Source organism: Pseudomonas sp. CFBP 13727, from assembly GCF_014841915.1.
GTDB lineage: Bacteria > Pseudomonadota > Gammaproteobacteria > Pseudomonadales > Pseudomonadaceae > Aquipseudomonas > Aquipseudomonas baltica.
This window is the reverse complement of sequence record NZ_JACYUT010000001.1, coordinates 299560-323711: the sequence shown is the minus strand read 5'-3', so window position 1 is coordinate 323711 and position 24152 is coordinate 299560. Positions and strand designations below refer to the sequence as shown.

Annotated in this window: 20 protein-coding genes; 9 read left to right on the top strand and 11 right to left on the bottom strand. The window is 62.1% G+C overall.

Features of this window, described 5'->3' with window-relative positions; all coding sequences use genetic code 11:
• The first annotated feature begins 54 nt into the window (after window positions 1–54).
• Window positions 55–1413 (top strand): glutathione-disulfide reductase, encoded by a 1359-nt coding sequence (gorA, locus tag IFT76_RS01415; RefSeq protein WP_192057179.1) that lies wholly within the window; start codon window positions 55–57, stop codon window positions 1411–1413.
• A gap of 16 nt (window positions 1414–1429) precedes the next feature.
• On the opposite strand, the gene IFT76_RS01410 is transcribed toward gorA, so the two are convergent.
• Window positions 1430–2074 carry a response regulator gene (locus IFT76_RS01410; RefSeq protein WP_163007478.1) on the bottom strand — a complete coding sequence of 215 codons (645 nt, stop codon included), beginning with the start codon at window positions 2072–2074 and terminating at the stop codon, window positions 1430–1432.
• A 271-nt stretch (window positions 2075–2345) separates the two neighbouring features.
• Here IFT76_RS01410 and ahpC point away from each other — a divergent pair, with 271 nt between their 5' ends.
• From ahpC to gloA, 4 genes are all read left to right on the top strand, one after another.
• Window positions 2346–2909, top strand: coding sequence for an alkyl hydroperoxide reductase subunit C (gene ahpC / locus IFT76_RS01405; RefSeq protein WP_122476891.1), 564 nt, complete (start codon window positions 2346–2348; stop codon window positions 2907–2909).
• Window positions 2910–3148: 239 nt separating this feature from the next.
• Window positions 3149–4711 carry an alkyl hydroperoxide reductase subunit F gene (gene ahpF, locus IFT76_RS01400; protein ID WP_122476892.1) on the top strand — a complete coding sequence of 521 codons (1563 nt, stop codon included), beginning with the start codon at window positions 3149–3151 and terminating at the stop codon, window positions 4709–4711.
• 480 nt (window positions 4712–5191) lie between these two features.
• On the top strand, window positions 5192–5557 hold the full coding sequence (locus tag IFT76_RS01395) for a histone-like nucleoid-structuring protein, MvaT/MvaU family (RefSeq protein WP_122476894.1): 366 nt from the start codon (window positions 5192–5194) through the stop codon (window positions 5555–5557).
• Between the two features lie 266 nt (window positions 5558–5823).
• Window positions 5824–6342, top strand: a complete 519-nt coding sequence (gloA, locus tag IFT76_RS01390) for a lactoylglutathione lyase (RefSeq protein WP_122476895.1) — start codon at window positions 5824–5826, stop codon at window positions 6340–6342.
• 74 nt (window positions 6343–6416) lie between these two features.
• On the opposite strand, the gene xylB is transcribed toward gloA, so the two are convergent.
• The 10 genes from xylB to IFT76_RS01340 all read right to left on the bottom strand — a co-directional run bounded on the left by xylB (window position 6417) and on the right by IFT76_RS01340 (window position 17745).
• Window positions 6417–7886, bottom strand: a complete 1470-nt coding sequence (gene xylB / locus IFT76_RS01385; protein ID WP_192057178.1) for a xylulokinase — start codon at window positions 7884–7886, stop codon at window positions 6417–6419.
• A gap of 6 nt (window positions 7887–7892) precedes the next feature.
• The gene (locus tag IFT76_RS01380) at window positions 7893–9374 is read right to left on the bottom strand and encodes a mannitol dehydrogenase family protein (RefSeq protein WP_192057177.1); all 1482 of its coding nucleotides are present in this window, start codon (window positions 9372–9374) and stop codon (window positions 7893–7895) included.
• A 13-nt stretch (window positions 9375–9387) separates the two neighbouring features.
• Complete coding sequence (locus IFT76_RS01375) at window positions 9388–10491, bottom strand: ABC transporter ATP-binding protein (protein ID WP_122476901.1); 1104 nt, start codon at window positions 10489–10491, stop codon at window positions 9388–9390.
• Between the two features lie 133 nt (window positions 10492–10624).
• Window positions 10625–11455, bottom strand: coding sequence for a carbohydrate ABC transporter permease (locus IFT76_RS01370; protein WP_122715221.1), 831 nt, complete (start codon window positions 11453–11455; stop codon window positions 10625–10627).
• Between the two features lie 11 nt (window positions 11456–11466).
• Complete coding sequence (locus IFT76_RS01365) at window positions 11467–12393, bottom strand: carbohydrate ABC transporter permease (RefSeq protein ID WP_122476905.1); 927 nt, start codon at window positions 12391–12393, stop codon at window positions 11467–11469.
• 60 nt (window positions 12394–12453) lie between these two features.
• Window positions 12454–13773, bottom strand: a complete 1320-nt coding sequence (locus IFT76_RS01360; RefSeq protein ID WP_192057176.1) for an ABC transporter substrate-binding protein — start codon at window positions 13771–13773, stop codon at window positions 12454–12456.
• 211 nt (window positions 13774–13984) lie between these two features.
• Window positions 13985–14878, bottom strand: coding sequence for an AraC family transcriptional regulator (locus tag IFT76_RS01355; protein ID WP_122476909.1), 894 nt, complete (start codon window positions 14876–14878; stop codon window positions 13985–13987).
• Between the two features lie 124 nt (window positions 14879–15002).
• On the bottom strand, window positions 15003–15941 hold the full coding sequence (locus tag IFT76_RS01350) for a MurR/RpiR family transcriptional regulator (RefSeq protein WP_192057175.1): 939 nt from the start codon (window positions 15939–15941) through the stop codon (window positions 15003–15005).
• A gap of 81 nt (window positions 15942–16022) precedes the next feature.
• Window positions 16023–17306, bottom strand: coding sequence for a glycosyltransferase (locus IFT76_RS01345; protein ID WP_122476913.1), 1284 nt, complete (start codon window positions 17304–17306; stop codon window positions 16023–16025).
• A 76-nt stretch (window positions 17307–17382) separates the two neighbouring features.
• Complete coding sequence (locus tag IFT76_RS01340; RefSeq protein ID WP_122476914.1) at window positions 17383–17745, bottom strand: response regulator; 363 nt, start codon at window positions 17743–17745, stop codon at window positions 17383–17385.
• Window positions 17746–18015: 270 nt separating this feature from the next.
• On the opposite strand from IFT76_RS01340, the gene IFT76_RS01335 reads away from it, so the two are divergent.
• From IFT76_RS01335 to IFT76_RS01320, 4 genes are read left to right on the top strand one after another with little or no spacing between them, the layout of a single operon-like run.
• Complete coding sequence (locus tag IFT76_RS01335) at window positions 18016–21501, top strand: response regulator (protein WP_192057174.1); 3486 nt, start codon at window positions 18016–18018, stop codon at window positions 21499–21501.
• On the top strand, window positions 21501–22355 hold the full coding sequence (locus IFT76_RS01330; RefSeq protein ID WP_240998718.1) for a CheR family methyltransferase: 855 nt from the start codon (window positions 21501–21503) through the stop codon (window positions 22353–22355). Before IFT76_RS01335 ends, IFT76_RS01330 begins: the two co-directional genes overlap by 1 nt.
• Window positions 22352–22927, top strand: a complete 576-nt coding sequence (locus tag IFT76_RS01325; protein ID WP_192056247.1) for a chemotaxis protein CheB — start codon at window positions 22352–22354, stop codon at window positions 22925–22927. The genes IFT76_RS01330 and IFT76_RS01325 overlap by 4 nt, the downstream gene beginning before the upstream one ends.
• Window positions 22921–24102 carry a hybrid sensor histidine kinase/response regulator gene (locus IFT76_RS01320; RefSeq protein WP_122476919.1) on the top strand — a complete coding sequence of 394 codons (1182 nt, stop codon included), beginning with the start codon at window positions 22921–22923 and terminating at the stop codon, window positions 24100–24102. Before IFT76_RS01325 ends, IFT76_RS01320 begins: the two co-directional genes overlap by 7 nt.
• Window positions 24103–24152 lie beyond the last annotated feature (50 nt).

Genomic DNA, 24152 nt, shown 5'->3' with positions numbered 1-24152 from the left:
TCTTGTTTATGGCTACGGCTCGCGTGCGGGCCGTGCAGGTGCCAGGAGAGCAACATGAGCTATGACTTCGATTTATTCGTGATTGGCGCCGGTTCCGGCGGCGTGCGCGCGGCGCGCTTCGCCGCAGGGTTCGGTGCGAAAGTGGCAGTGGCTGAAAGCCGCTACCTGGGCGGCACCTGCGTCAATGTCGGCTGCGTGCCGAAGAAGTTGCTGGTGTATGGCGCCCACTTCGCCGACGACTTCGACCACGCCAGCGGTTTTGGCTGGAGCCTGGAGAAGCCTTCGTTCGATTGGCCGACGCTGATTGCCAACAAGAACAAGGAGATCGAACGGCTCAATGGCATCTATCGCAACCTGCTGATCAACAGCGGCGTGAAACTGCTGGAAGGTCATGCACGTCTGGTGGACGCGCACACGGTCGAAGTGGATGGCCAGCGCTTCAGCGCCGAGCACATCCTGATTGCCACCGGTGGCTGGCCGCAGATTCCCGATGTGCCGGGTCGTGAGCATGCCATCACTTCGAACGAGGCGTTTTTCCTCGAGCAACTGCCCAAGCGCGTCATCGTGGTTGGTGGCGGTTACATCGCCGTCGAATTCGCCGGGATCTTCAATGGCCTTGGCAGCGAAACCACCTTGCTCTACCGCGGCGAGATGTTCCTGCGTGGCTTCGACGGAGCGGTGCGCAAGCACTTGAGCGAAGAGCTGACCAAGCGCGGCATGAACCTGCAATTCAATTCCGATATTGCCCGCATCGACAAGCTTGACGACGGCAGCCTCAAGGTCACGCTCAAGGACGGTCGCGAGCTGGCGGCGGACTGCGTGTTCTATGCCACCGGGCGCCGGCCGATGCTGGATAACCTGGGGTTGGAAAATACCGGTGTGCAGTTGGACGACAAGGGGTTCATCCAGGTCGACGAGCAGTTCCAGACCACAGAGCCCTCGATCCTGGCGCTGGGCGATGTTATTGGCCGTGTGCAGCTGACCCCGGTAGCGTTGGCCGAGGGCATGGCCGTGGCGCGTCGCCTGTTCAAGCCTGAGCAGTATCGCCCGGTGGACTACAAGCACATCCCCACTGCAGTGTTCAGCCTGCCGAACATCGGCACCGTGGGCTTGACCGAGGAAGAGGCGCGCGAGCAGGGGCATTCGGTACAGATCTTCGAGAGCCGTTTCCGACCCATGCAACTGAGCCTGACCCATAGCCAGGAGCGCACCCTGATGAAGCTGGTGGTCGATGCCGACTCCGACAAGGTATTGGGTTGCCACATGGTTGGCCCTGATGCCGGTGAGATCGTCCAGGGCCTGGCGATTGCGCTCAAGGCGGGCGCGACCAAGCAGGTCTTCGACGAAACCATCGGCGTGCATCCCACCGCTGCCGAAGAATTCGTCACCATGCGCACTCCAGTGGACGCCTGAGCCTGCGGCCTGCCGGTCAGTCCGGCAGGCCGACCACGGCAGCGTATTCCTGCAGTGCGGCGTCATGGCTGATACCCAGTTTTTCCATGGCGCAGCGCTTTTGCCGGCTGATGGTTTTTTCGCTGCGCTGCAGACGTGCAGCGACGTCGCGTCCGCTCATGCCGCCCACCAGTAACCTCAGCACTTCCAACTCGCGGGCCGACAGGCGTTCATGGGCGCCCCGGTGTTCCACTTCATATTCGGCCAGGCGTCGGGTGAAGCGTGCACTGAGGTAGTGGTTGCCGCGCATGAGGCTGTGGGCCGCCGTGCTCAGATGGCTCAGGCACTCCTGCTTGTCATAGAGCCCTCGGGCGCCGCTGTCGAGGATAGCCCGCAGCACCATGGGATTGTCCAGCGTGGTCAGCACCAGCACCGGCAGGCGCGGGTAGCGCAGACGCACCTGGCGCAGCAGTGCCAGGCCGTCGCCCCCCTCGAGCTGAGGCATGCGGTAGTCGGTGATCAGCAGATCGCAGGCATGCTGCTGCAGCGATTCGAGCACTCGGTTGGCGTTTTCGGCCTCGCCGACCACGCTGAAACGCGCGCGCGGGGCGCGCTCCAGCGCAATGCGCAGCCCAAGTCGAACGGCCGAGTGGTCGTCGGCCACAATGGTTTTGATAGTCACCTGGTTGATCTCATCTGCGGAAGCGGGCCTCATGCTATCCGCCGGGTCACAGGCATGGCTGTAGGGAGTGCGTGGGTGCGACTGTGCGAAAAGTCGACAAAAAGCAGTGTCATTGCCCTGTGTTCACATTTCTTCTTTATTATGGGTAGCTTCGATAGGCAAAACCAATCGACAGCATCCAGTTTGCCAATGAGCTATCGGTCGAGCATGTGTCTAGGATGCTGCCTATCGAATTCAAACACGATTTCAACCCCCTGAAGGAGAGTCACCGATGCCGATCATCAACAGCCAAGTCAAGCCATTCAACGCTACCGCTTACCACAATGGCGCTTTCGTGCCGGTCAGCGACGCCGATCTGAAAGGCAAGTGGTCTGTCGTATTCTTCTACCCAGCCGACTTCACCTTCGTTTGCCCAACCGAACTGGGCGACCTGGCCGACAACTACGAAGCTTTCAAGCAACTGGGCGTGGAAATCTATGGTGTGTCGACCGACACCCACTTCACCCACAAAGCCTGGCACGACACTTCGGACACCATCGGCAAGATCCAGTACCCACTGATCGGTGACCCGACTCACACCATTTCGAAGAACTTCGACGTGCTGATCGAGGCCGACGGCATCGCTGACCGTGGCACTTTCGTGATCAACCCGGAAGGCCAGATCAAGATCGTCGAGCTGAACGACGGCGGTGTAGGCCGTGATGCATCCGAACTGCTGCGCAAGGTCAAAGCGGCCCAGTACGTCGCCGCTCACCCAGGCGAAGTCTGCCCAGCCAAGTGGAAAGAAGGCGAGGCCACCCTGGCTCCGTCGCTGGACCTGGTTGGCAAGATCTAAGCAGCTTCCCAGGCTGTCTCCTGCGGGTCACTCCCCGCAGGACTGCATCACCCCTGTAGGAGCGGTCATCGGCCGCGAAAATCCGCCGCGTTTTGCTTGTCCGAACGTATCGCCTGATTCGCACCCAGCGACCGCTCCTTCGGTTGTCAACTTCTCCAAAAGCATCATCGCTCACTCGGGGTCGATTACCCCGGCGGGCAACTGTCGTCTTCGAAACATTCAAAACGGAAATCGCCCTCATGTTGGACGCCAATCTTAAAGCCCAGTTGAAAGCCTATCTGGAACGGGTCACCCAACCGATCGAGATCGTCGCGTCCCTTGATGACGGCGCGAAATCCGAGGAATTGCTCGGTCTGCTGCGCGACATCGACGCGCTGTCGGACAAGATCACGCTGCTCGACAATGGCAACGATGCACGCAAGCCATCGTTTTCCATCAACCGTCCCGGCGCGGACATCGGCCTGCGTTTCGCCGGTATCCCCATGGGTCACGAATTCACCTCGCTGGTACTGGCGTTGCTGCAGGTTGGCGGCCACCCTTCCAAGGCCAGCGCCGAGGTCATCGAACAGATCGCTGCGTTGAAAGGCGAGTTTCTGTTCGAAAGCTATTTTTCCCTGTCATGCCAGAACTGCCCGGACGTGGTCCAGGCGCTGAACCTGATGGCGGTGCTCAACCCCAACATTCGTCACGTGGCCATCGACGGCGCGTTGTTCCAGGCTGAAGTGGAAGAGCGGCAGGTCATGGCCGTGCCGAGCGTCTACCTCAACGGCAAGAACTTCGGTCAGGGCCGCATGGGCCTCGAAGAGATTCTGGCGAAGATCGACACCAGCGCCACTGATCGCCAGGCGGAAAAACTCAACGCCAAGCAGGCGTTCGACATGCTGGTGATCGGCGGCGGGCCTGCCGGTGCGGCAGCTGCCATCTACGCTGCTCGCAAAGGCATCCGTACCGGTGTTGCCGCCGAACGTTTCGGCGGCCAGGTGCTGGACACCATGGCCATCGAGAACTTCATTTCCGTGCAGGAAACCGAAGGCCCGAAATTGGCCGTGGCGCTTGAAGAGCACGTCAAGCAGTACGAAGTGGACATCATGAACCTGCAGCGTGCCGAGAAACTGATCCCTGGCAAGGACGGTGCGCCCCATGAAGTGATCTTTGCCAGCGGTGCGTCACTCAAAGCCAAGACGCTGATTCTGGCGACCGGTGCGCGCTGGCGTGAAATGAACGTGCCGGGTGAGCAGGAGTACCGCAACCGCGGCGTGGCCTACTGCCCGCACTGCGACGGTCCGCTGTTCAAGGGCAAGCGCGTGGCGGTGATCGGTGGTGGCAACTCTGGTGTGGAAGCCGCTATCGACCTGGCGGGTATCGTTGCCCATGTCACGCTGATCGAGTTCGACACCCAGCTGCGTGCCGACGCCGTGCTGCAGCGCAAGCTGCACAGCCTGCCCAACGTCAAGGTGATCACCAGTGCCCTGACCACCGAAGTGACCGGTGACGGCCAGCGTGTCAACGGCCTGCGCTACAAGGATCGGCAGAGCAGCGAGCATCACGAAATCGCTCTGGAAGGTATCTTCGTGCAGATCGGCCTGCTGCCCAACACCGACTGGCTCAAAGGCACCATCGAGCTGTCGAACCGCGGCGAGATCATGGTCGATGCACGCGGCGAGACCGATCTGCCGGGTATCTTCGCTGCCGGTGACGTGACCACCGTGCCGTTCAAGCAGATCGTGATCGCGGTCGGCGAGGGCGCCAAGGCTTCGCTGGCAGCTTTCGATCACCTGATCCGCACTTCTGCGCCTGCCTGATCGGGCAACTGACGCGGCTTGCGCCGCTGCTACAGGAGGGGCGCTGGACTGACGCGGCTTGCGCCGCTGCTACAGGGTAGCGCTTGACCGACGCGGCTTGCGGCGCTGCTGCGGGGTAACGCTTGACTGACGCGGCTTGCGCCGCTGCTACAGGGTAGCGCTGGGCTGACGTGGCTTGCGCCGCTGCTACAGGAGGGGCGCTTGACTGACGCGGCTTGCGCCGCTGTTACGGGGTAACACCTGTAGCAGCGGCGCAAGCCGCGTCGCTTTTGACAATATCAAACCCTCTGCTTCAACTTCTGCTGCGCGCCCAATCTTCCAGACAAACTTCAAGTAACTAAAGAAGTTGCCGTCCCCACTGTTGCGTCATTTACGTTTCTGCGAAGTTGCACTATCGTGTGCAAGCAAGCGTGGCATCTGCAAGAGAGCCCGGCTCGAAAAAGGGCAGGGCGCCATCAGGTTCTGTCCGGAGTAGAGACATTGTCAAGACTCGCTGAATACCGTGCCGCCGAAAAGGCATTGCAAGAACAACTCGCCCAGCTCGAAACAATGAAGAACGACGCGGGGTTGAAGAAAGAAATCGAGTTCGAGAAAAAGCTCCTGGGTTTGATGAAAACCTATGAAAAGGGCCTGCGCGACATCGTCGCCATTCTCGATCCGCAAACTGCCTCCGCCAGGGCGCCAGCCCCTGCGCCCAAGCAGCAACGGCGGGCACGGGTGGTCAAGGTGTACGAGAACCCGCACACCGGCGAGCGCATCGAAACCAAGGGTGGCAATCACCACGGCCTCAAAGCCTGGAAACAGGAGCATGGCGTCAGCACCGTAGACGGCTGGTTGCTTCGCTGAGTGAATTCGATGAAAAACGCTGAGTGAGTGCTCAGGTTTTCACATCCTTTTCACAGCCACTGTTCCATTATGAAATCCGCTGATGGAACAGCGCCCCAAATGCCCGCTTCGGCGGGCTTCTTATTGCCTGAATTTCAAGATTATCTTCCGCGTTACATTCTCCGCGTCTCATTGTCGCGCATTCAAAGCGTCGTCGCGTTTGGCATCGTCCATTGCGTTCCGTATCATGACTCGCAGCTACTGCCCATTCATTCAAGGGAGCTTTCATGAGCCTCGATCATTTGAACAGTGTGCCCGGTGTAACCGCGCAACCTGAAGCCGCCACATCCCAGTTCGTCTTCAACCACACCATGTTGCGGGTCAAGAACATCGAGCGGTCGCTGGACTTCTATACCCGGGTATTGGGTTTCAGCCTGGTGGAGAAGCGGGATTTTGCCGAGGCCCAGTTCAGCCTGTATTTCCTGGCACTGGTGGACAAGTCGACGATTCCTGCGGATGACAAGGCGCGCACCACCTGGATGAAGTCGATGCCCGGGGTGCTCGAGTTGACCCATAACCATGGCACCGAGAACGATGCGGACTTTGCCTACCACGATGGCAACAGCGACCCACGCGGTTTCGGTCATATCTGTGTATCGGTGCCGGATATCCACGCGGCCTGCGAGCGTTTCGAAACGCTGGGTGTGGACTTCCAGAAGCGTTTGACCGATGGCCGCATGAAGAGCATCGCCTTCATCAAGGACCCTGACGGTTACTGGGTCGAAATCATCCAGCCGGACCTCTAACCTTCCGCCCCGCACACCGCGGTGCTTTCTTCGCGGCCGCTGACCGCTCCTACAGAGGGGGCGTGGCACCGGGGCTACGCAGGGATATGCTGGCGGTAACGCTGGTAGGCGCCGTGATAGGCCGAGACGTTGGCGGGGATGGGTTGGGTGCGACTGGTTTCATCCAGGCGCACGCAGCGTTCGCATAACGGGGCCAAGCCTTGTGGATCCTGGCCGGCGCACCATGCCGCCTGGATTGCCGCGCCCAATGCCGCGGCCTCCGGCTGCTCGGTGCAGACCACCGGGGCGTCCATGATGTCCGCTACTATCTGCCGCCACACCGGGCTCTTCGAGCCGCCCCCGATCAGCCGTATCACGCGGGTTTGCAGGCCGCCTGCGCGCAGCAGGTCCAGGCCATAGCGCAGGCCGAAGGTGGTGCCTTCCACCGCCGCGCGGCACAGGTTTGCCGCGCTCAGGTTGTCACTGGTTAGCCCCAGCACCGAGCCGGTGGCGTGAGGCAGCGCGGGTACCCGTTCGCCATTGAGGAACGGCAGCATCACGATACCTGCGGCGCCAATCGGTGCCTGCGCCACGGCCTTGTTGAAACCGCGGATGTCCAACTGCAGCAACTCGCGCACGGCCGTAGTCACATTGGTCAGGTTCATGGTGCAGATCAGCGGCAACCACCCTCCCGACGACGAACAGAACGTCGCCACCGCCGGTTCGTCCAGCACGGTAGGCTGGTCGCTGCAGGCGTACACCGTGCCGGAAGACCCCAGGCTCATGGTGATGACTCCAGGGTGGGTGTTATCGGTGCCGATGGCGCCCATCATGTTGTCGCCGCCGCCGCTGGCGACCACAGCCAACGGATTGATACCCAGGCGTGCGGCAATTCCCGGACGAATCGTGCCCACTGGCTGATGCGACTCGATCAGCGGCGGCACTGCCGCTTCCAGCCGCCCGCTGGGGTCGATCTGGCGCAGCAGGGCAAAGTCCCACTGGCGCTCGCGCACGTTGAAGTAACCGGTGCCCGAAGCGTCACCGTATTCGGCGCGCGCCAGCCCGGTCAGCCAGAAGTTCAGGTAGTCGTGGGGCAACAGCACGTGGGCGATGCGCTCGAATATCTGCGGATGATGCTCGCGGGTCCAGAGCAGCTTCGACACGGTATACCCCGGCGCAATGACCAGCCCCAGGCGGTCGAGCGAGCCCTGTTCACCACCCAGTTCGGCCAGCAGGCGCTCGTTCTGCGGCGTGCTCTCGGTGTCGCACCAGAGCTTGGCCGGGCGCAGCGGTTGCCCGTCTGCGTCCAGCAACACCAGGCCATGCTGCTGGCCGGACACACCGACGCCCAGAATCTGCTGGCCATCGATACCGGCCTGGGCCAGCGCCTGCGCGGTGGCCTGTTCGAACGCAGTCAGCCAGTCACTGGTGAGCTGCTCGCGCCGTCCGTTTTCGCCGCTGATCATATGATGAGCGGCCGAGCCCTGGCCCAGTACCTGACCGCTGTCAGCGTCAAGGATCAGCGCCTTGGTGCCTTGGGTGCCGCAGTCGATCCCGAGAAACATGGCCGCTTACTCCTCGCCGTCCAGCAGCTGCTTCAAGGTGGCATGCACACCCTGGGTACGCAGGCTGTGGAGATTGCGTTCGAAGGCCGCGACGAACTCCGCCGAGCGTGGGATCTGCGTGCCGAAGATTTCCTCGACCCCCAGCAGCCGTTGCGTGAGCAACGCCTCGTCGGCGACCAGCGTCTGGCAGAACTCGGCGCGTGGATCTGGAATGGTGTAGTGCGTGCCGTTCTCGTCGACGCCGCCCAGATAAAGCGCCCAGGCCGCTACCACCAGCGCCGCGCGCTCGGTGCCCTGCCGATCGGCGATCAGGCGGTTGATGGTCGGCACGGTGAACTTGGGAAACTTCGAGGAGCCGTCCGAACACACGCGTTCCAACTGGTCGGCGATGGCCTGGTTGGAGAAGCGCTCGATCAGCGTGTCCTTGTAGCCTTCCAGGTCGATGCCAGGCACGGAAGCCAGTTGTGGCGTGACGTCGAGGTCCATGTAGGCGCGGATGTAGCGCACGAACAGCGGATCGTTCATGGTCTCGTGAACGAAGCGGTAACCTTTCAGGAAGCCCAGGTAGGTCAGGGCCAGGTGGCTGCCGTTGAGCAGTTTGATCTTCATCTCTTCATAGGGCGTGACATCGTCGGTGAACTGCACGCCGACCTTTTCCCAGGCGGGCCGGCCCGCGCCGAACTTGTCCTCTACCACCCATTGCACGAACGGCTCGCAGACAACCGGCCAGCTGTCCTCTACGCCATGCCGTTCGCGCAGTTGGGCGCGATGGGCCTCGCTGGTCATCGGCGTGATGCGGTCGACCATGGCATTGGGGAACTGCACATGGCTGGCGATCCAGTCGTGCAGCGTCGGGTCCTGCAGCCCCGCGAACGCCAGCAACGCCTTGCGCGCGACTGCGCCGTTATGGGGCAGGTTGTCACAGGACATCACGGTGAAGGCGTCGATGCCGGCGTCGCGCCGTCGTTGCAAGGCCGCGCAGAGAAAGCCGAAGACGGTGGTGGGCGTCAGCGGGTGAGCCAGGTCGTGCTGGATCTGCGGCAAGTGAGCCATGAACTCGCCGTTGCTGTCGTCGATGCAATAGCCCCCTTCGGTGATGGTCAGTGAAACGATGCGCACCGCGGGCTCGGCCAGCTTGACGATCAGGGCCTCGGCGCTCTCTTCGGCCAGGAGCATGTCGGTGATCGCGCCGATCACTCGCACTTCGGTGTCCGGCGTGTCGCCCAGTTCCACCAGGGTGTAGTAGAAATCCTGCTCGGCCAGGGCGTCGCGGACCTTGCGGTCTTCACTGCGCAAGCCGGCGCCGCAGATAGCCCACTGCCGGGCTTCGCCCTGGTTCATCAGGGCATCGGTGTAGAACGCCTGGTGCGCGCGGTGGAACCCACCGACGCCGATGTGGACGATGCCATGCGCGAGCGTCGTCGGGTCGTAGGCGGGCAACTGGATGTGCTCGGCGAGCTGATGCAGATTCTGTCGATTGAGTTTCATGTTCGGTCCTGTATCAGGCAGCGGCCTGCAGCGGTTTGGCCACGGCAATGCCCTGGGCATCGAAAAGGTGGCAGTACTCGGCGTCCAGCAGCAGGTTCAGGCGTTCGCCGTACTGGCTGCGCAGATCGCCGCGGATTCGCAGGGTCAGCGGTTCCTGCGAGTCGGTGACGACGTGGCAGAAGGTATCGCTGCCCAGTCGCTCGCTGACATCGGCGGTCACCGCCAGCTGGCATTGCCCCGGCTGCGCCAGGTCGAGGTGCTCGGGGCGGATGCCCAGGGTCACCGCATCGCCGACTTTCAGCGTCTGGCTGACGCGGGGCAGGTAGATCCGAGTACCGGCGTCGAGGGCAACTTCGCAGCCCTGGCCATCGACCCGGCTGAGCGTGCCTTTGAGGAAACCCATCTTCGGCGTCCCGAGAAAACCGGCGACGAACAGGTTGGCCGGATGATGGTACAGCTCCAGAGGCGCCCCTACCTGTTCGACGCGGCCGCCGTTGAGCACCACTACCTTGTCGGCCAGGGTCATGGCTTCGACCTGGTCATGGGTGACGTAGATCATGGTGGCCTGCAGTTCCTTGTGCAGGCGCGAGAGTTCCAGGCGGGTCTGCACGCGCAGGGCTGCGTCGAGGTTGGACAGTGGCTCGTCGAACAGGAAGATCTTGGGGTGACGGACGATGGCGCGCCCGATCGCCACGCGCTGGCGCTGGCCGCCCGACAACTGCTTGGGCTTGCGGTCGAGCAGGGCGCCCAGTTCGAGAATGCGCGCAGCTTCCGCTACCTTGCTCTCGACTTCCGCTTTGGGCTTGCCGGCCAGGTCCAGTGCGAACGACAGGTTCTTGCGCACCGTCATGTGCGGATACAGGGCGTAGGTCTGGAACACCATGGCCAGGTCGCGCTTGGCCGGGGTCACTTCGGTGATGTCGCGACCGTCCAGCTCGATGGTGCCACTGCTGACTTCCTCGAGCCCGGCGATCAAACGCAGCAGCGTCGACTTGCCGCAGCCTGACGGGCCGACGAACACCACGAATTCGCGGTCGTGCACTTCCAGGTCGATGCCCTTGATGATCTGCAGACCTTCGAAGCCCTTTTTCAGGTTTTTTATTTTCAGAGTGGCCATGGGATGGTTCCTGATATGAGTACGTTGTTGGCGATGCTGGCCTCTTCGCGGCCACTGGCCGCTCCTACAAGGGTCGTGCAGAACCCGTAGGAGCGGTCAGCGGCCGCGAAGGCGTCCGTGAAATCGCCACCGGTCACTTGACTGCCCCGAAGGACAGGCCGCGCACCAGCTGCTTCTGGCTGATCCAGCCGAAGATCAGGATCGGCGCGCAGGCCAGGGTCGAAACGGCTGACAGCTTGGCCCAGAACAAGCCTTCCGGGCTTGAGTACGAGGCGATCAGGGCGGTCAACGGCGCGGCGCCGGAGCTGGTCAGGTTCAACGACCAGAAGGCTTCGTTCCAGCACAGGATCAACGACAGCAACACCGTCGAGGCCAGGCCACCCTTGCTGATCGGCAACAGCACCCGAAGCATTTCCTGGCCCAGCGTGGCACCGTCCAGGCGTGCCGCTTCGAGGATTTCCCGGGGGATGTCCTTGAAGTAGGTGTACACCATCCAGACCACGATCGGCAGGTTGATCAGGGTGTAGATGACGATCAGGGCAATGCGTGAATCCAGCAGGCCGGCACCCTTGGCCAGCAGGTAGATGGGCATCAGCACACCCACCGGTGGCAGCATCTTGGTGGAGAGCATCCACAGCAAGGTCTGCTTGGTGCGCTTGGTTTCATAGAACGCCATCGAGTAGGCGGCCGGCACTGCAATCAACATGCACAGGGCGGTGGCACTGAAGGAAATCAGCACCGAGTTCCAGGCGAAGTGCAGGTAGTCGCTGCGCTCCTGAATGTGCAGGTAGTTTTCCAGGGTTGGCGTGAAGATGAACTGCGGCGGTGTGGCGAAGGCGTCGATCTCGGTCTTGAAGCTGGTCAGCACCATCCAGAAGATCGGGAAGAACACCAGGATCGCCACGGCCCAGGCCAGGCAGCCCAGGACCAGGCTTTGCAGGCGACGCGATTGTTGAAGTGTCATGGTGCAGGCCCTCAATTCTTGTCGGTGAGGTTTTTGCCGATCATCCGCACCAGGATGATGGCGGCGATGTTGGCGATGACCACGGCGATCAAGCCACCAGCGGAGGCCATGCCCACGTCGAACTGCACCAGCGCCTGGTTGTAGATCAGGTAGGCAAGGTTGGTGGAGGCGAAACCCGGACCACCGTTGGTAGTGGTGAAGATTTCCGCGAACACCGAGAGCAGGAAGATCGTTTCGATCATCACCACCACGGCGATGGGCCGCGCCAGATGCGGCAGCGTCAGGTGCCAGAAGATCGCCAGGGCGCCGGCGCCGTCAAGCCGTGCGGCCTCTTTCTGTTCCTGGTCCAGCGACTGCATGGCGGTCATCAGCAGCAGGATGGCGAACGGCAGCCATTGCCAACTGACGATGACGATGATCGAGAACAGCGGGTAATGGGCGAGCCAGTCGACCGGTTCGGCACCGAAGAATTTCCACACCGCAGCGAGGATCCCCGACACCGGATGGAAAATCAGGTTCTTGAAGATCAGCGCGCCAACCGTGGGCATGATGAAGAACGGCGAGATGAGCATCACTCGCACGATACCTCGGCCCAGAAACTCGCTGGCTTCCAGCAGGGCTGCGATCAGTACGCCGAAGACCACGCTGATCAACAGCACGCTGCCGACCAGCAGCAAGGTATTGGTGGCGCCCGGCATGAAGCCGGCGTCGGTAAGGAAGAAGCTGAAATTCTCCAGCCCGACGAATTCGTTCTCGCCGGGGTACAGCAGGTTGTAGCGGATCAGCGAGAAGTAGACGGTCATGCCCAGTGGCACGATCATCCATAGCAGCAGCAAGGCCACCGACGGCGTGACCAGAAACCAGCCGGGGTTGGACAAGCGGCGCTTGCCCGTCACCTCAGCGGCGTCGGGCTGGGGCTTGGCAGTCGTAGTATTCATGAGTGCGCACCTGGTGAGCAGGGCTGCCCGCCACGGTCGGCGGGCAGCAGGGCGGACGTGTTACTGCTTGGGGTAGCCGGCGCGCTTCATGGCGCGCTCGGTCGCCGTCTGCGCAACCACCAACGCCTGGTCCGCGGTGGTCTGCCCGGTCAGCGCGGCAGCGAATGCCTTGCCGACTTCAGTACCGATGGCCTGGAACTCGGGAATGGTCACCAGTTGGATGCCAACGTAGGGCTTGGCGTCGGTCTGCTTGGGATCGGCGACCTTCAGCGATTCCAGCGTGATGTGGGCGAACGGCGCCGCCTTCAGGTACTCGTCGGTGTAGGTCGACTTGCGCGTGCCAGGTGGGACATTGGCCACGCCGTCGGTCTTGGCGACCAGCGCTGCGTATTCCTTGGAAGTTGCCCAGGCCGAAAACTGCTGCGCGGCCTGCTGGTTCTTCGAGCTGGCGGGGATGGCCAGGGCCCAGGAGTACAGCCAGGCCGAGCCCTTGTCGGTGGTTTCATGAGGGGCGAAGGTGAAGCCGACACTGTCGGCGACCTTGCTTTGCGTCTTGTCCATGGTGAACGAGCCGGCGACGCTGGCGTCGACCCAGATGGCGCACTTGCCACTATTGAACAGCGCCAGGTTCTCGTTGAAGCCATTGCTAGAAGCGCCTGGAGGGCCGGACTTCTTCATGTTGTCGACGTAGAAGTTCAGCGCTTTCTTCCAGGCTTCGCTGTCGAACTGTGGCTTCCACTGGCTATCGAACCAGCTGCCGCCGAAGCTGTTGGCCACGGTAGTGATCAACGCCATGTTCTCGCCCCAGCCGGCCTTGCCGCGCAGGCACAGGCCGTATTGGTCCTTGCTCTTGTCGGTGAGCTTTCCGGCGAATTCGGCGATCTGGGTCCAGGTGGGTTTTTCCGGCATCTGGAGGCCGGCCGCCTTGAACAGGTCGGTGCGGTAGTAGGTCATCGAGCTTTCAGCGTAGAACGGCAGGGCGTACAGCTGGCCCTTGACCGATAGGCCATCGCGCACCGAAGGGAAGACATCGTCTATGTCGTAGCTGGCGGGCAGGTCCTTCATCGGTGACAGCCAACCCTTGGCGCCCCACAGCGAGGCTTCGTACATGCCGATGGTCAACACGTCGAACTGGCCGCCCTGGGTAGCGATATCGGTGGTCAGGCGCTGGCGCAGCACGTTTTCTTCCAGCACCACCCAATTGAGCTTGATGTCGGGATGCTCGGACTCGAAAGTCTTGGCCAGGCGCTGCATGCGAATCATGTCGCTGTTGTTGACGGTGGCGATGGTCAGGGTGGTGTCGGCATGGCTGTAGCCACTGACGGCCAGTGCGCCACACAGACCGCTGGCAACGAGCAGGCGTTTGTAGTCTATGGTCATCTCGCATTCCTCTTCGGCACGCGGGGGGGCGGCCTTGGTTATTATTCTTGTGTCTTCGTAGAGGTGAAGCACTGCCTGTGATTACAGACCCCCGCAGGCATTCTGACAAATCCCTGAGTACACCCACGCTGATACTTATTTGCACTGAGCCGGCTGGCGCAGCGACGCGCCAGAGGCGTGCGCAGCGTCGTTGTGAGGTTTCGTACAGGTTTCAGGAGCTCGACCGCTGCACGGCCAGGCGACGATAGTGCGACGGCGTCATGCCCTTGAGCTGCTGGAAGCGGCGGTTGAAGTTGGAAATATTGTTGAAGCCGGACTCGAAGCACACGTCCGTCACCGGCCGATCGCCGTCAGCCAGCAGCTCGCAGGACTTGCTGATGCGCAGGCGATTGACGAACTCGACGAAACAGCGGCCGGTGGCCTGTTTGAACACCCGGGAAAAATAGGTCGGTTTCATGCCCAGGTAGGCGGCGACTTCTTCCAGAGACAGCTCGCGCGCATAGTGGGTAAAAATGTAGTCGACTGCGCGGTTGGTGCGCTCCACCGCGTGCTCGTCGGCGTCCTGGGCCGCGGCGGTGCCCGAGAGCAACTGGTAGTCCTCGCAGGCCGCCAGCGATTCCATGAGTATCAGGAAGTGTCCGAGGCGGCTGATACCCTGGCTGTCGGCGATGCGCTGCATCGAGGCACCGGCCTGGGCGATGGTCCGGGCACAGCGGAACTCGATGCCGTAACGGGCTCGTTCGAGCAGCGGCGCAAGACTTTTGAGTTCGCTGAATACCTGGTGGCCATGGTCGAACAGCTCGTCGGTGAAATTGACCAGCATGTCGCGCTTGCTCACCGACTCGTCGTTCTGCAGCTGGCTGATCCAGTTGTGCGGCAGATTGGGCCCGGTGAGAAACAGGCTGCCCGGATTGAAGTTGCCGATGTAGTCGCCGACGAACACTTTGCCGGAGGTGGCGACCAGCAGGTGCAGTTCGTATTCCTTGTGGAAATGCCAGCGCACCAGCGGGCATGGGAAACCGTGCTGGCGATAGATGATCGAGCGACCGTCGTGGTCGTCCATCAACTCGTAGGAAGGGTCGGTTATTCGCGTTGCTCGAGTCATGCCGTGGCTGCTTTTGGAGTTGTGCCGATCGGAAATGCGCACCCAAGCATAGCGGTGGACGGGCCTGTGCGTCCAAGGCTGAAACGTCCGGAGTCGAGAAGCCCGGCGTTGAAGCGGCCCTCGCTCAGCGGGCGTCGTCGTTCTTGCGCGGCGTGTTCGAGCGCGGCAGGCCCGGCAAGGAGGGGGGCAGGCTGCCGCGGTCCGGCTCCCAGTCGGGAAGCGATGGCTGGCCCTCGTTCGCCGCCGGTTTGAGCAGCTGTACTTGAGCCAGCAGCGCTTCCATGGCGGCCATCAACCCGACCTTTGAATTGGGCAGCACGGGGTGGTGAGGTGGGATGAACAGGCTCAGGGTCGACACCTGCACCAGCGGCGATGCCGGGCAGTCGGTCACACTCAGCACACAGGCTTCGCTGGACTTGGCGTATTCGGCCAGGCGAATGGTGTCGCGGGTGTAGGCGGGCAGGGCGATGGCCAGCAGGGTGTCGTTGCGGGTGATGCCGGACAGTCGATAGGCCGACCCTTCAAGACCGCCGTCCAGGGTCACGCAGTGCGCGCCGGCGCAGAACGGGCTGAGCCCCGCGGCTGCCATGGCGGCGATGTGAAAGCTGTTGCCGAAACCGACCACGAACACATTCTGCGAGCGGGCCAGGCGCAGGGCCATCTCCTCGAAGGTCTGGTTGTCATTCATGCGGGTGACGTTGTCCAGATGGTGCTTGCTGAGGCTGATCTGCTGTTCCAGATCGAACCCCGTCTCCGGTGCCTGCTTGAGCCGGCCTTCGATGACGTCGGCCGCAGACACCACGGCCAGCAGGTTTTCCATCAGGGCAAAGCGCAGGCCGGTGAAACCGTTGAGACCGATCGCATTGGCCAGGCGGTTGACGGCGGCGGTGGAGGTGCCGGTGGCGCCGGCCAGTTCTTCTATGTTGAGCGTTGCGCTGCGGTAGGGGTTGGCTTGCAGGAAGGCGGAGACTTTCTTCAGCGCGGGCCGCAGCTCTTCGTGCTTGCCACGCAATGCGCGCATCAGCTCGGAATCGTACACTTTGGTACTGTCGATAGGCGCCATCGTCGTTCGTCCTGAATGGGCAATAGGAACTACCTTGGACACCAGAGATTAGTTCGCGGACCACAAAGTGCCAGCGGCCGCTTAGACCGATTGGTTCTTGGATTGGATCCATTGCGAGAAGTATTTCGTGCTCTTGTGCAGATGATGCCGGAGCATGCTGCCGGTGAAGTTTGCCCGGCGATGCTGCGCTAGGCTCTGGCTCAACTGTTGGAGACGCAGGATCAGGGCCTGAGCGTGTGGCTCGGTCGCATACTGGGCGCCCAGATGCTCATGGCACTGTTCATGGGCGGCTTGCCATTGATCCGCGTTTTCGTACAGCTCGACCGCCGCCTGCGCCAGCTCGTCTGCGCTGCGGCCTATCCGGCCCGGCCAGCGCTCGCCGGTACGCATGCCTTCGGCGCCCGTCGGGGTGGTGACGCTGGGCGTACCGCAGAGCATGGCATCGAGCAACTTGCCCTTGATGCCCGCGCCGAAACGCAGTGGCGCCAGCGCCACCCGTGCCTGACCCACCACCTGCAACGCATCCACTGCCCAACCCTTGACCAGGAAACCTTGTGCAGGGTTGTGCAGGGCCGTGGCCTTGGGCGGTGTGTAGGCGCCGTGCACGTGCAATTGCGCGCGCGGCAACTGCTTGCGAATGCGTGGCCAGACCTGCTGCTTGAGCCACAGCACGGCGTCCCAGTTGGGCGCGTGGCGAAAATTGCCGATGCAGACGAAGTGGGCTCTCTGCTCGAAGGTCAGTGCTGCGGTGGCTGGCGGCTCGACCATCAGTGGACAATCATGCAGCAGGCTGGCTGGCACGCCGAAGCGTTCGGTCAGCAGTTGCGTCTCGAACGGCGAGATCATCAAGCTCAAGTCGCAACGAAAGATGGCTGCCACTTCACGCTGGGTGATATCGGCGTCGCTCATGTGCGCGTAGAGCGTGTCCGGTGCTTCGGCGAACAATGCCGAGAAGTCGTTTTCGTCGTCACTTGCGTGCAGGCGCTGCTTGAGCAAACCCTGACGCGCGTCGCGCAGGCTCTGCAGGTCGCAGGTTTCCAGCACACGCACGGCCTGCGGGCAGTGCTGCTCTACCCGCCAACCGAATTGCTCTTCCATCATGAAGCGATCGAACAGGACCATGTCCGGCTGCAACTCAGCCACGAAGCGGTCGAAACTGTCGTCATTGAGCTCGATGGCTCGTTCGGCGATGCCCAGTGCTGCGAGGTCGGCCTTGTGCTCGCCGACCCTGGCGGGGCTGGCGAAGGTCACGTGCCAGCCCTGGGTCGTGAAGCACTGCAGCAACTGCATCATGTGCCCGCCGGCCGCGGAAGAGGTGGGCTCGGGCCAGACATAGCCAATGACCAGGACGCGCTGAAAAGACATGGGGCAGACTCGGGGGCAAAAACCGGGCGCGCATTAGGCCATGATTACGCGTCGGGGTGTAGCGGCAGGCGCGGCTTCAGGCCGCCAGCATGCTCTTGACCTTGTCGCGCAACTGGTCGATGGAGAACGGCTTGCCGATCATGGCCATGCCCGCCGGAACGTCCAGCGCTTCGGCGTAGCCGCTGGCGAACAGCACCGGCAGTTCGGGACGCAAGGCGCGCGCCTCGACGGCCAACTCCTTGCCGTCCATGCCGGGCAGGCCCATGTCGGTCATCATCAGGTCGATGGTCTTGGCCGAATCGTTGAGGAAGGTCAGCGCCTGAGGACCGTCCTCGGCTTCCAGTACCTTGAACTCGAATTCCTCCAGCACGTCCACGATCAGCATGCGGACGATCGCATCGTCTTCGACGACAAGAATGGTTTTGGCGGTATCGGACATCGTTCGGATCCTGGTCGGCAAGGGGCGCAGACGGCGCCGAGCCGTCATGTCGCAGATAACGTTACGCCCCGAGGACAACGAGCACCCGGGAAGCAGGGCGCCAATCATAAAGCATGGGTCGGGGTCAGGCCATGCTTGTGGAGGCATTAAACGAGACCATTCCCACGTTTAGATGTGAAAATTCTTACGAAGCATGAGGAAAAAACCTAACAAATTGACTGAATTGCGGCAAAATCCCCGACCTCGAATACAGGATCCGGGCCCAAGGACATGAACAAACCCTCTTCGATCGACGAGCAGAGCTTCCGTCGCCTGCTCAGTCGCAACGTTGGCTTGCCGCTGGGCGTGGGCGTGCTCAGCGTGGCCGTGTTCATTGCGATCATCGTTTACCTGCTGTCGGTGATCGACTGGGTCGAGCACACCGACCGGGTCATCAACAACGCCAACGAAGCGACCAAGCTGTCGATCGACATGGAAACCGGGATGCGGGGGTACCTGCTCTCGGGTGCCGAGGGCTACCTGGACCCCTATGAACTGGCCAAGCCGCGCCTGGCCGCCGAGTTGCCAGCCTTGCAGGCGTTAGTGGCCGACAACCCGCGCCAGGTCGATCGCCTGACCCGAATCATGGCGCTGCAGAAGGACTGGCTCTCCTACGGCGAGGAGCTGATTTCGCTCAAGCGCGCCACCGGCGACTATTCCAGCGTGGTCCAGACCGGCCGCGGCAAGCGCCTGACCGACGCAATCCGCAAGGAATACGAAGGCTTCATTGCCATGGAGCAGCAACTGCGGGTCGAGCGCAGCGAAAACGTGTCGCGCACCATCTGGGCATCGGTCAGCCTTTATGTACTGTTCGTTCTGGTGGTCAGCGCCTTGCTGGCGTATTTCGGCCGACGCGACATGACCGAACTGTCGACCTCCTATGGCGGCAACCTGGCTGCCCTGCAAAAGGGTGCCAAGCGCCTGCAGGACCAGGCCTGGCTGCGCACCGGCCAGACTCAGCTGGCCGAGCAGTTGCTGGGCCAGCAGACCCTGCAGATGCTGGGCCGCAACATGCTGCAGTTCTTCGCTCAGTACCTGGGTTCGGTGGTCGCTGCGGTGTACATCCGCGAAGAGCACGGCAACCTGCGCCGTATCGCCTCGTACGGGTTCTCCCGCGAGCGTGAGGTGACGGACCAGTTGCTGATCAATGGCGAGGGTATTGCCGGCCAGGCCGTGCAGCGCAACCGGGTCATCCGCCTGGACGACGTGCCGGCCGATTACCTGCGCTTGAGCTCAGGCCTGGGCGAGGGCGCAGCCCGCAGCGTGCTGGTCATCCCGACCAGCGACAACGACCAGATCAACGCCGTGGTCGAGCTGGGCTTCCTGCGCCCCTTGACCGACCGCGACTTGGAAATCGTCGAGCTGCTGGCCGACAACATCGGCACAGCCATCGAAGCGGCCCGCTACCGTCAGCGCCTGCAGGAAGTGCTCGCCGAAACCCAGCAGCTCAACGAAGAACTGCAGGTGCAGCAGGAAGAGCTGAAAACCGCCAACGAAGAGCTCGAAGAACAGTCGCGGGTGCTCAAGGAGTCCCAGGCTTACCTGGAAACCCAGCAGGCGGAACTGGAGCAGACCAACGAGCAGTTGGCCGAACGCACCGATGCACTGGGCCAGCAGCGCGATGCGCTGGATCGCAAGAACCTGGAGCTCAATCAGGCCCAGGTACAGCTCGAAGAGCGTGCCGACGAGCTGCAGCGTTCGAGCCGCTACAAGTCCGAATTCCTCGCCAACATGTCCCATGAGTTGCGCACGCCACTCAACAGCTCGTTGATCCTGGCCAAGCTGCTGGCGGAAAATCCCCAGGAAAACCTCACTGCCGATCAGGTCAAATTCGCCGAGTCGATCTACTCCGCGGGCAACGATCTGCTCAACCTGATCAACGACATCCTCGACATCTCCAAGGTCGAGGCAGGCAAGCTCGACCTGCGACCGGAGAACAGCAGCGTGCCGCGTCTGGTCGACGGCCTGCGCATGACCTTCGAGCCGCTGGCCGGGCAGAAGCACCTGGAACTGTCGGTGCAGATTCTTCCCGACGCACCGGCGATGTTGTACACCGATCGCCAGCGAGTTGAGCAGATTCTCAAGAACCTGTTGGCCAACGCGCTGAAGTTCACCGAGCAGGGCAGTGTCGAGCTGTTGGTGTCTGGCCATGCCAACCAAGGCATCGCCTTCCAGATTCGCGACACCGGCATCGGTATCGCAGTCGACCAGCAGCAGGCCATCTTCGAGGCCTTCCGCCAGGCGGACGGCACCACCAACCGCCGCTACGGCGGCACCGGCCTGGGCCTGTCGATTTCCCGCGACCTAGCCAACATGCTCGGCGGCTACATCACCGTCAGCAGCGAACTGGGCAAGGGCAGCACCTTTACTTTGGTATTGCCGCAACGCTACGAAGAAATCATCGAGGCACCGCGGCATGCGCCGCAGCCCATGGTGATCGCTGCGCAGCCGGTATCCAACACCCCGGCCGTGCTCGAAGCGCCGCTGACCGTGGCGCGCTTTGCCGACGACCGCGATAAAGGCCCGTTCACCAAGCGCTGCATACTGGTGGTCGAGGATGAGCCGAACTTCGCGCGTATCCTCTACGACCTGGCGCATGAGCTGGACTACCACTGTCTGGTGGCCCACGCCGCCGATGAGGGCTTCGACCTGGCGGCGACCTTCGTGCCCGATGCGATCCTGCTCGACATGCGCCTGCCCGATCATTCGGGCCTGACCGTGCTGCAGCGCCTCAAGGAACTGGCCACCACGCGGCACATTCCCGTGCACGTGATTTCGGTCGAGGACCGGGTCGAGGCGGCCATGCACATGGGCGCGATCGGCTATGCGGTCAAGCCGACCACCCGCGACGAACTCAAGGAAGTCTTCGGCCGCCTGGAAGCCAAGCTGACGCAAAAGCTCAAGCGCATTCTGCTGGTGGAAGACGATGACCTGCAGCGCGAGAGCATTTCCCTGCTGATCGGCGACGACGACATCGAGATCACTGCCGTGGGCTTTGCCCAGGAGGCACTCGACCTGCTGCGCGACAACGTCTACGACTGCATGATCATCGACCTCAAGCTGCCCGACATGCTCGGCGGCGACCTGCTCAAGCGCATGTCCAACGAGGAGATCCGTGCGTTCCCGCCGGTCATCGTCTACACCGGGCGCAACCTCACCCGCGACGAAGAAGCCGAGCTGCTCAAGTACTCCCGTTCGATCATCATCAAGGGCGCGCGCTCGCCCGAGCGGCTGCTCGACGAAGTGACGCTGTTCCTGCACAAAGTCGAATCGCAGTTGTCCCATGAGCGGCAAAAGATGTTGAAAACCGCCCGCAGTCGCGACAAGGTCTTCGAGGGCCGCAAGATCCTCGTGGTGGACGACGACGTGCGCAATATCTTTGCCCTGACCAGTGCCCTGGAACACAAGGGCGCCATCGTTGAAGTAGGCCGTAACGGCCGAGAGGCAATCGACAAGTTGAATCAGGTCGAGGACATCGATCTGGTGTTGATGGATGTGATGATGCCCGAGATGGATGGCTACGAGGCCACCCGCGAGATCCGCAAGGACCCGCGCTGGCGCAAGCTGCCGATCATCGCGGTCACCGCCAAGGCCATGAAAGACGATCAGGAACGCTGCCTGCAGGCCGGTTCCAACGACTACCTGGCCAAGCCCATCGACCTGGATCGTCTGTTCTCGCTGATCCGCGTGTGGTTGCCGCAACTGGAGCGCATGTAGTGAGTGATTCCCTGGCCGGCAAGCCCTCCCAGCCGGCTGCCGAGCGCAATATCGATATCGAGATCCGTTTGCTGATCGAGGCGATCTACCTCACCTACAGCTACGATTTCCGCGATTACTCGGGCGCGTCGGTGAAGCGTCGCATCCTGCACGCGCTACGCCAGATGGAGTGCAGCAGCGTCTCGTCGCTGCAGGCTCGGGTGCTGCACGAGCCTACGGCGTTCATGGAGCTGCTGCAGTACCTGACGATTCCGGTAAGCGAGATGTTCCGTGACCCCGAGCACTTCCTGGCGCTGCGCCGTGAGGTGGTGCCGCTGCTCAAGACCTACCCATCGCTCAAGGTCTGGATCGCCGGGTGCAGCACCGGCGAAGAGGTCTACTCCATGGCCATTCTGCTGCGCGAGGAAGGTCTGCTCGACCGCACCATCATCTATGCCACCGATATCAACCCGACCTCCCTGGAAAAGGCCAAGCAAGGCATCTACTCCATGGAGAGCGTGCGCGCCTATACCCAGAGCTACCAGCGCGCCGGTGGCACCCGCTCGTTCGCCGACTACTACACCGCGGCCTACGGTAACGCCATCTTCGACAGCAGCCTGCGCGAGAACGTGACCTTCGCCGACCACAGCCTGGCCACCGACAGCGTGTTCTCCGAGACCCAGTTGGTGTCCTGCCGCAATGTGCTCATCTATTTCAACAAAGGCCTGCAGGACCGCGCCTTCGGGCTGTTCCACGAATCCCTGAGCCATCGCGGCTTTCTCATGCTCGGCAGCAAGGAAACCCTGGATTTCTCGGCCTACAGTTCGCGCTTCGAAACCCTGACGCGCCCTGAACGGATCTATCGCAAGTCATGAGTCGTTTCCAAGCGGTGGTGGTGGGCGCATCGGCCGGTGGCGTCGAGGCACTGCTGGGGGTGTACGGGCAGTTGCCGATGGATTTCAAGCTGCCGGTGCTGACCGTGCTGCACCTGCCGGACGAGCGTCACAGCCAGTTGGCGGAAGTGTTCGAAAGGCGTTTGAACCGGCCGGTGCGCCAGGCGCGTGACAAGGAGCCTATCGAACCCGGTATGTTCTACTTTGCCGGCCCCAGTTATCACCTGTCGGTCGAGCGCGATTTCAGCCTGTCGTTGAGCCAGGAGGAGCGGGTGCACTATTCGCGTCCAGCCATAGACTTTCTCTTCGATTCGGCCGCCGATGCCTATGGCAGCGGGTTGATCGGGGTATTGTTGACGGGGGCCAACGAAGACGGCGCGCGAGGTCTGGCCAGCATCAAACACAAAGGTGGCTTGACCATCGTCCAGGACCCCGCCGAGGCGCGGGTCGCGGTCATGCCGCAGGCGGCCATCCGCCTGCAGGCGCCTGATCACATTCTTTCACTCCACGGCATTGGCTGTCTGCTTGCCGAGCTGGAACGAAGCACATGCTAAGCAACGTCCAAGCAAAACTGTTGATCGTCGATGACTTGCCGGAGAACCTGCTGGCCCTGGAGGCGTTGATCGCCAGCCCCGGCCGTGAGGTGCACAAGGCACTCTCGGCCGACGAAGCTTTGTCGCTGCTGTTGCAGCACGAATTCGCCATGGCCATTCTCGATGTGCAGATGCCGGGCATGAACGGCTTCGAGCTGGCCGAGCTCATGCGCAGCACCGAGAAGACCAAGAACATTCCGATCGTGTTCGTCAGCGCCGCCGGGCGCGAACTCAACTATGCCTTCAAGGGCTACGAAAGCGGCGCCGTGGATTTCCTCCACAAGCCGCTGGACATGCAGGCGGTGAAGAGCAAGGTCAGCGTGTTCGTCGACCTGTACCGCCAGCGCAAGACCCTCAAGGAACAGCTCGATGCGCTGGAGCGCTCGCGTCAGGAACAAGAGGTGCTGCTCAAGCGCCTGCAAGTGACCCAGAGCGAACTGGAGCATGCCGTGCGCATGCGTGACGACTTCATGTCGATCGTTTCCCACGAAGTGCGCACCCCGCTCAATGGGCTGATCCTGGAAACGCAATTGCGCAAACTGCACCTGGCGCGCGATAACGCCGATGCCTTCACCCTCGACAAGATGCGCGCCATGGTCGAACGCGACGAGCGGCAGATCAAGAGCCTGATCCGCTTGATCGAGGACATGCTGGATGTATCGCGCATCCGCACCGGCAAGCTGTCCATTCGTCCTGCCCAGTTCGACCTGGCGCAACTGGTGCGCAATCTGGTCGACAGTTTTGCGCCTCAGGTGGCTGCCGCCGACTGCACCATCAGCCTGCGTGCGGATGAGCCGGTGCTGGGCATCTGGGACGAGTTCCGCATCGAGCAAGTGGTCAGCAACCTGATCTCCAATGCCTTGCGCTATGGTGGCAAGGGGCCGGTGGAGGTCACGGTGTACGGGCACAACGGCTGGGCGCGCGTGGAAGTGCGGGACCATGGCATCGGTATCAGCAAGGAAAACCAGCTGCGCATCTTTCAGCAATTCGAGCGGGTGTCGGGCAGCAACGTGGTAGCGGGCCTGGGCCTGGGCCTGTTCATTTCCGAGCAGATCGTGGCGGCCCACGGCGGGCGCATCGAAGTGGACAGCGCCCTGGGCGACGGCGCGACGTTCCGGGTCAGCCTGCCGCTTTAGGAATAAGCGCACTCACACGCAACCTCTGTCGCAGGTCATGGTCGTAATGG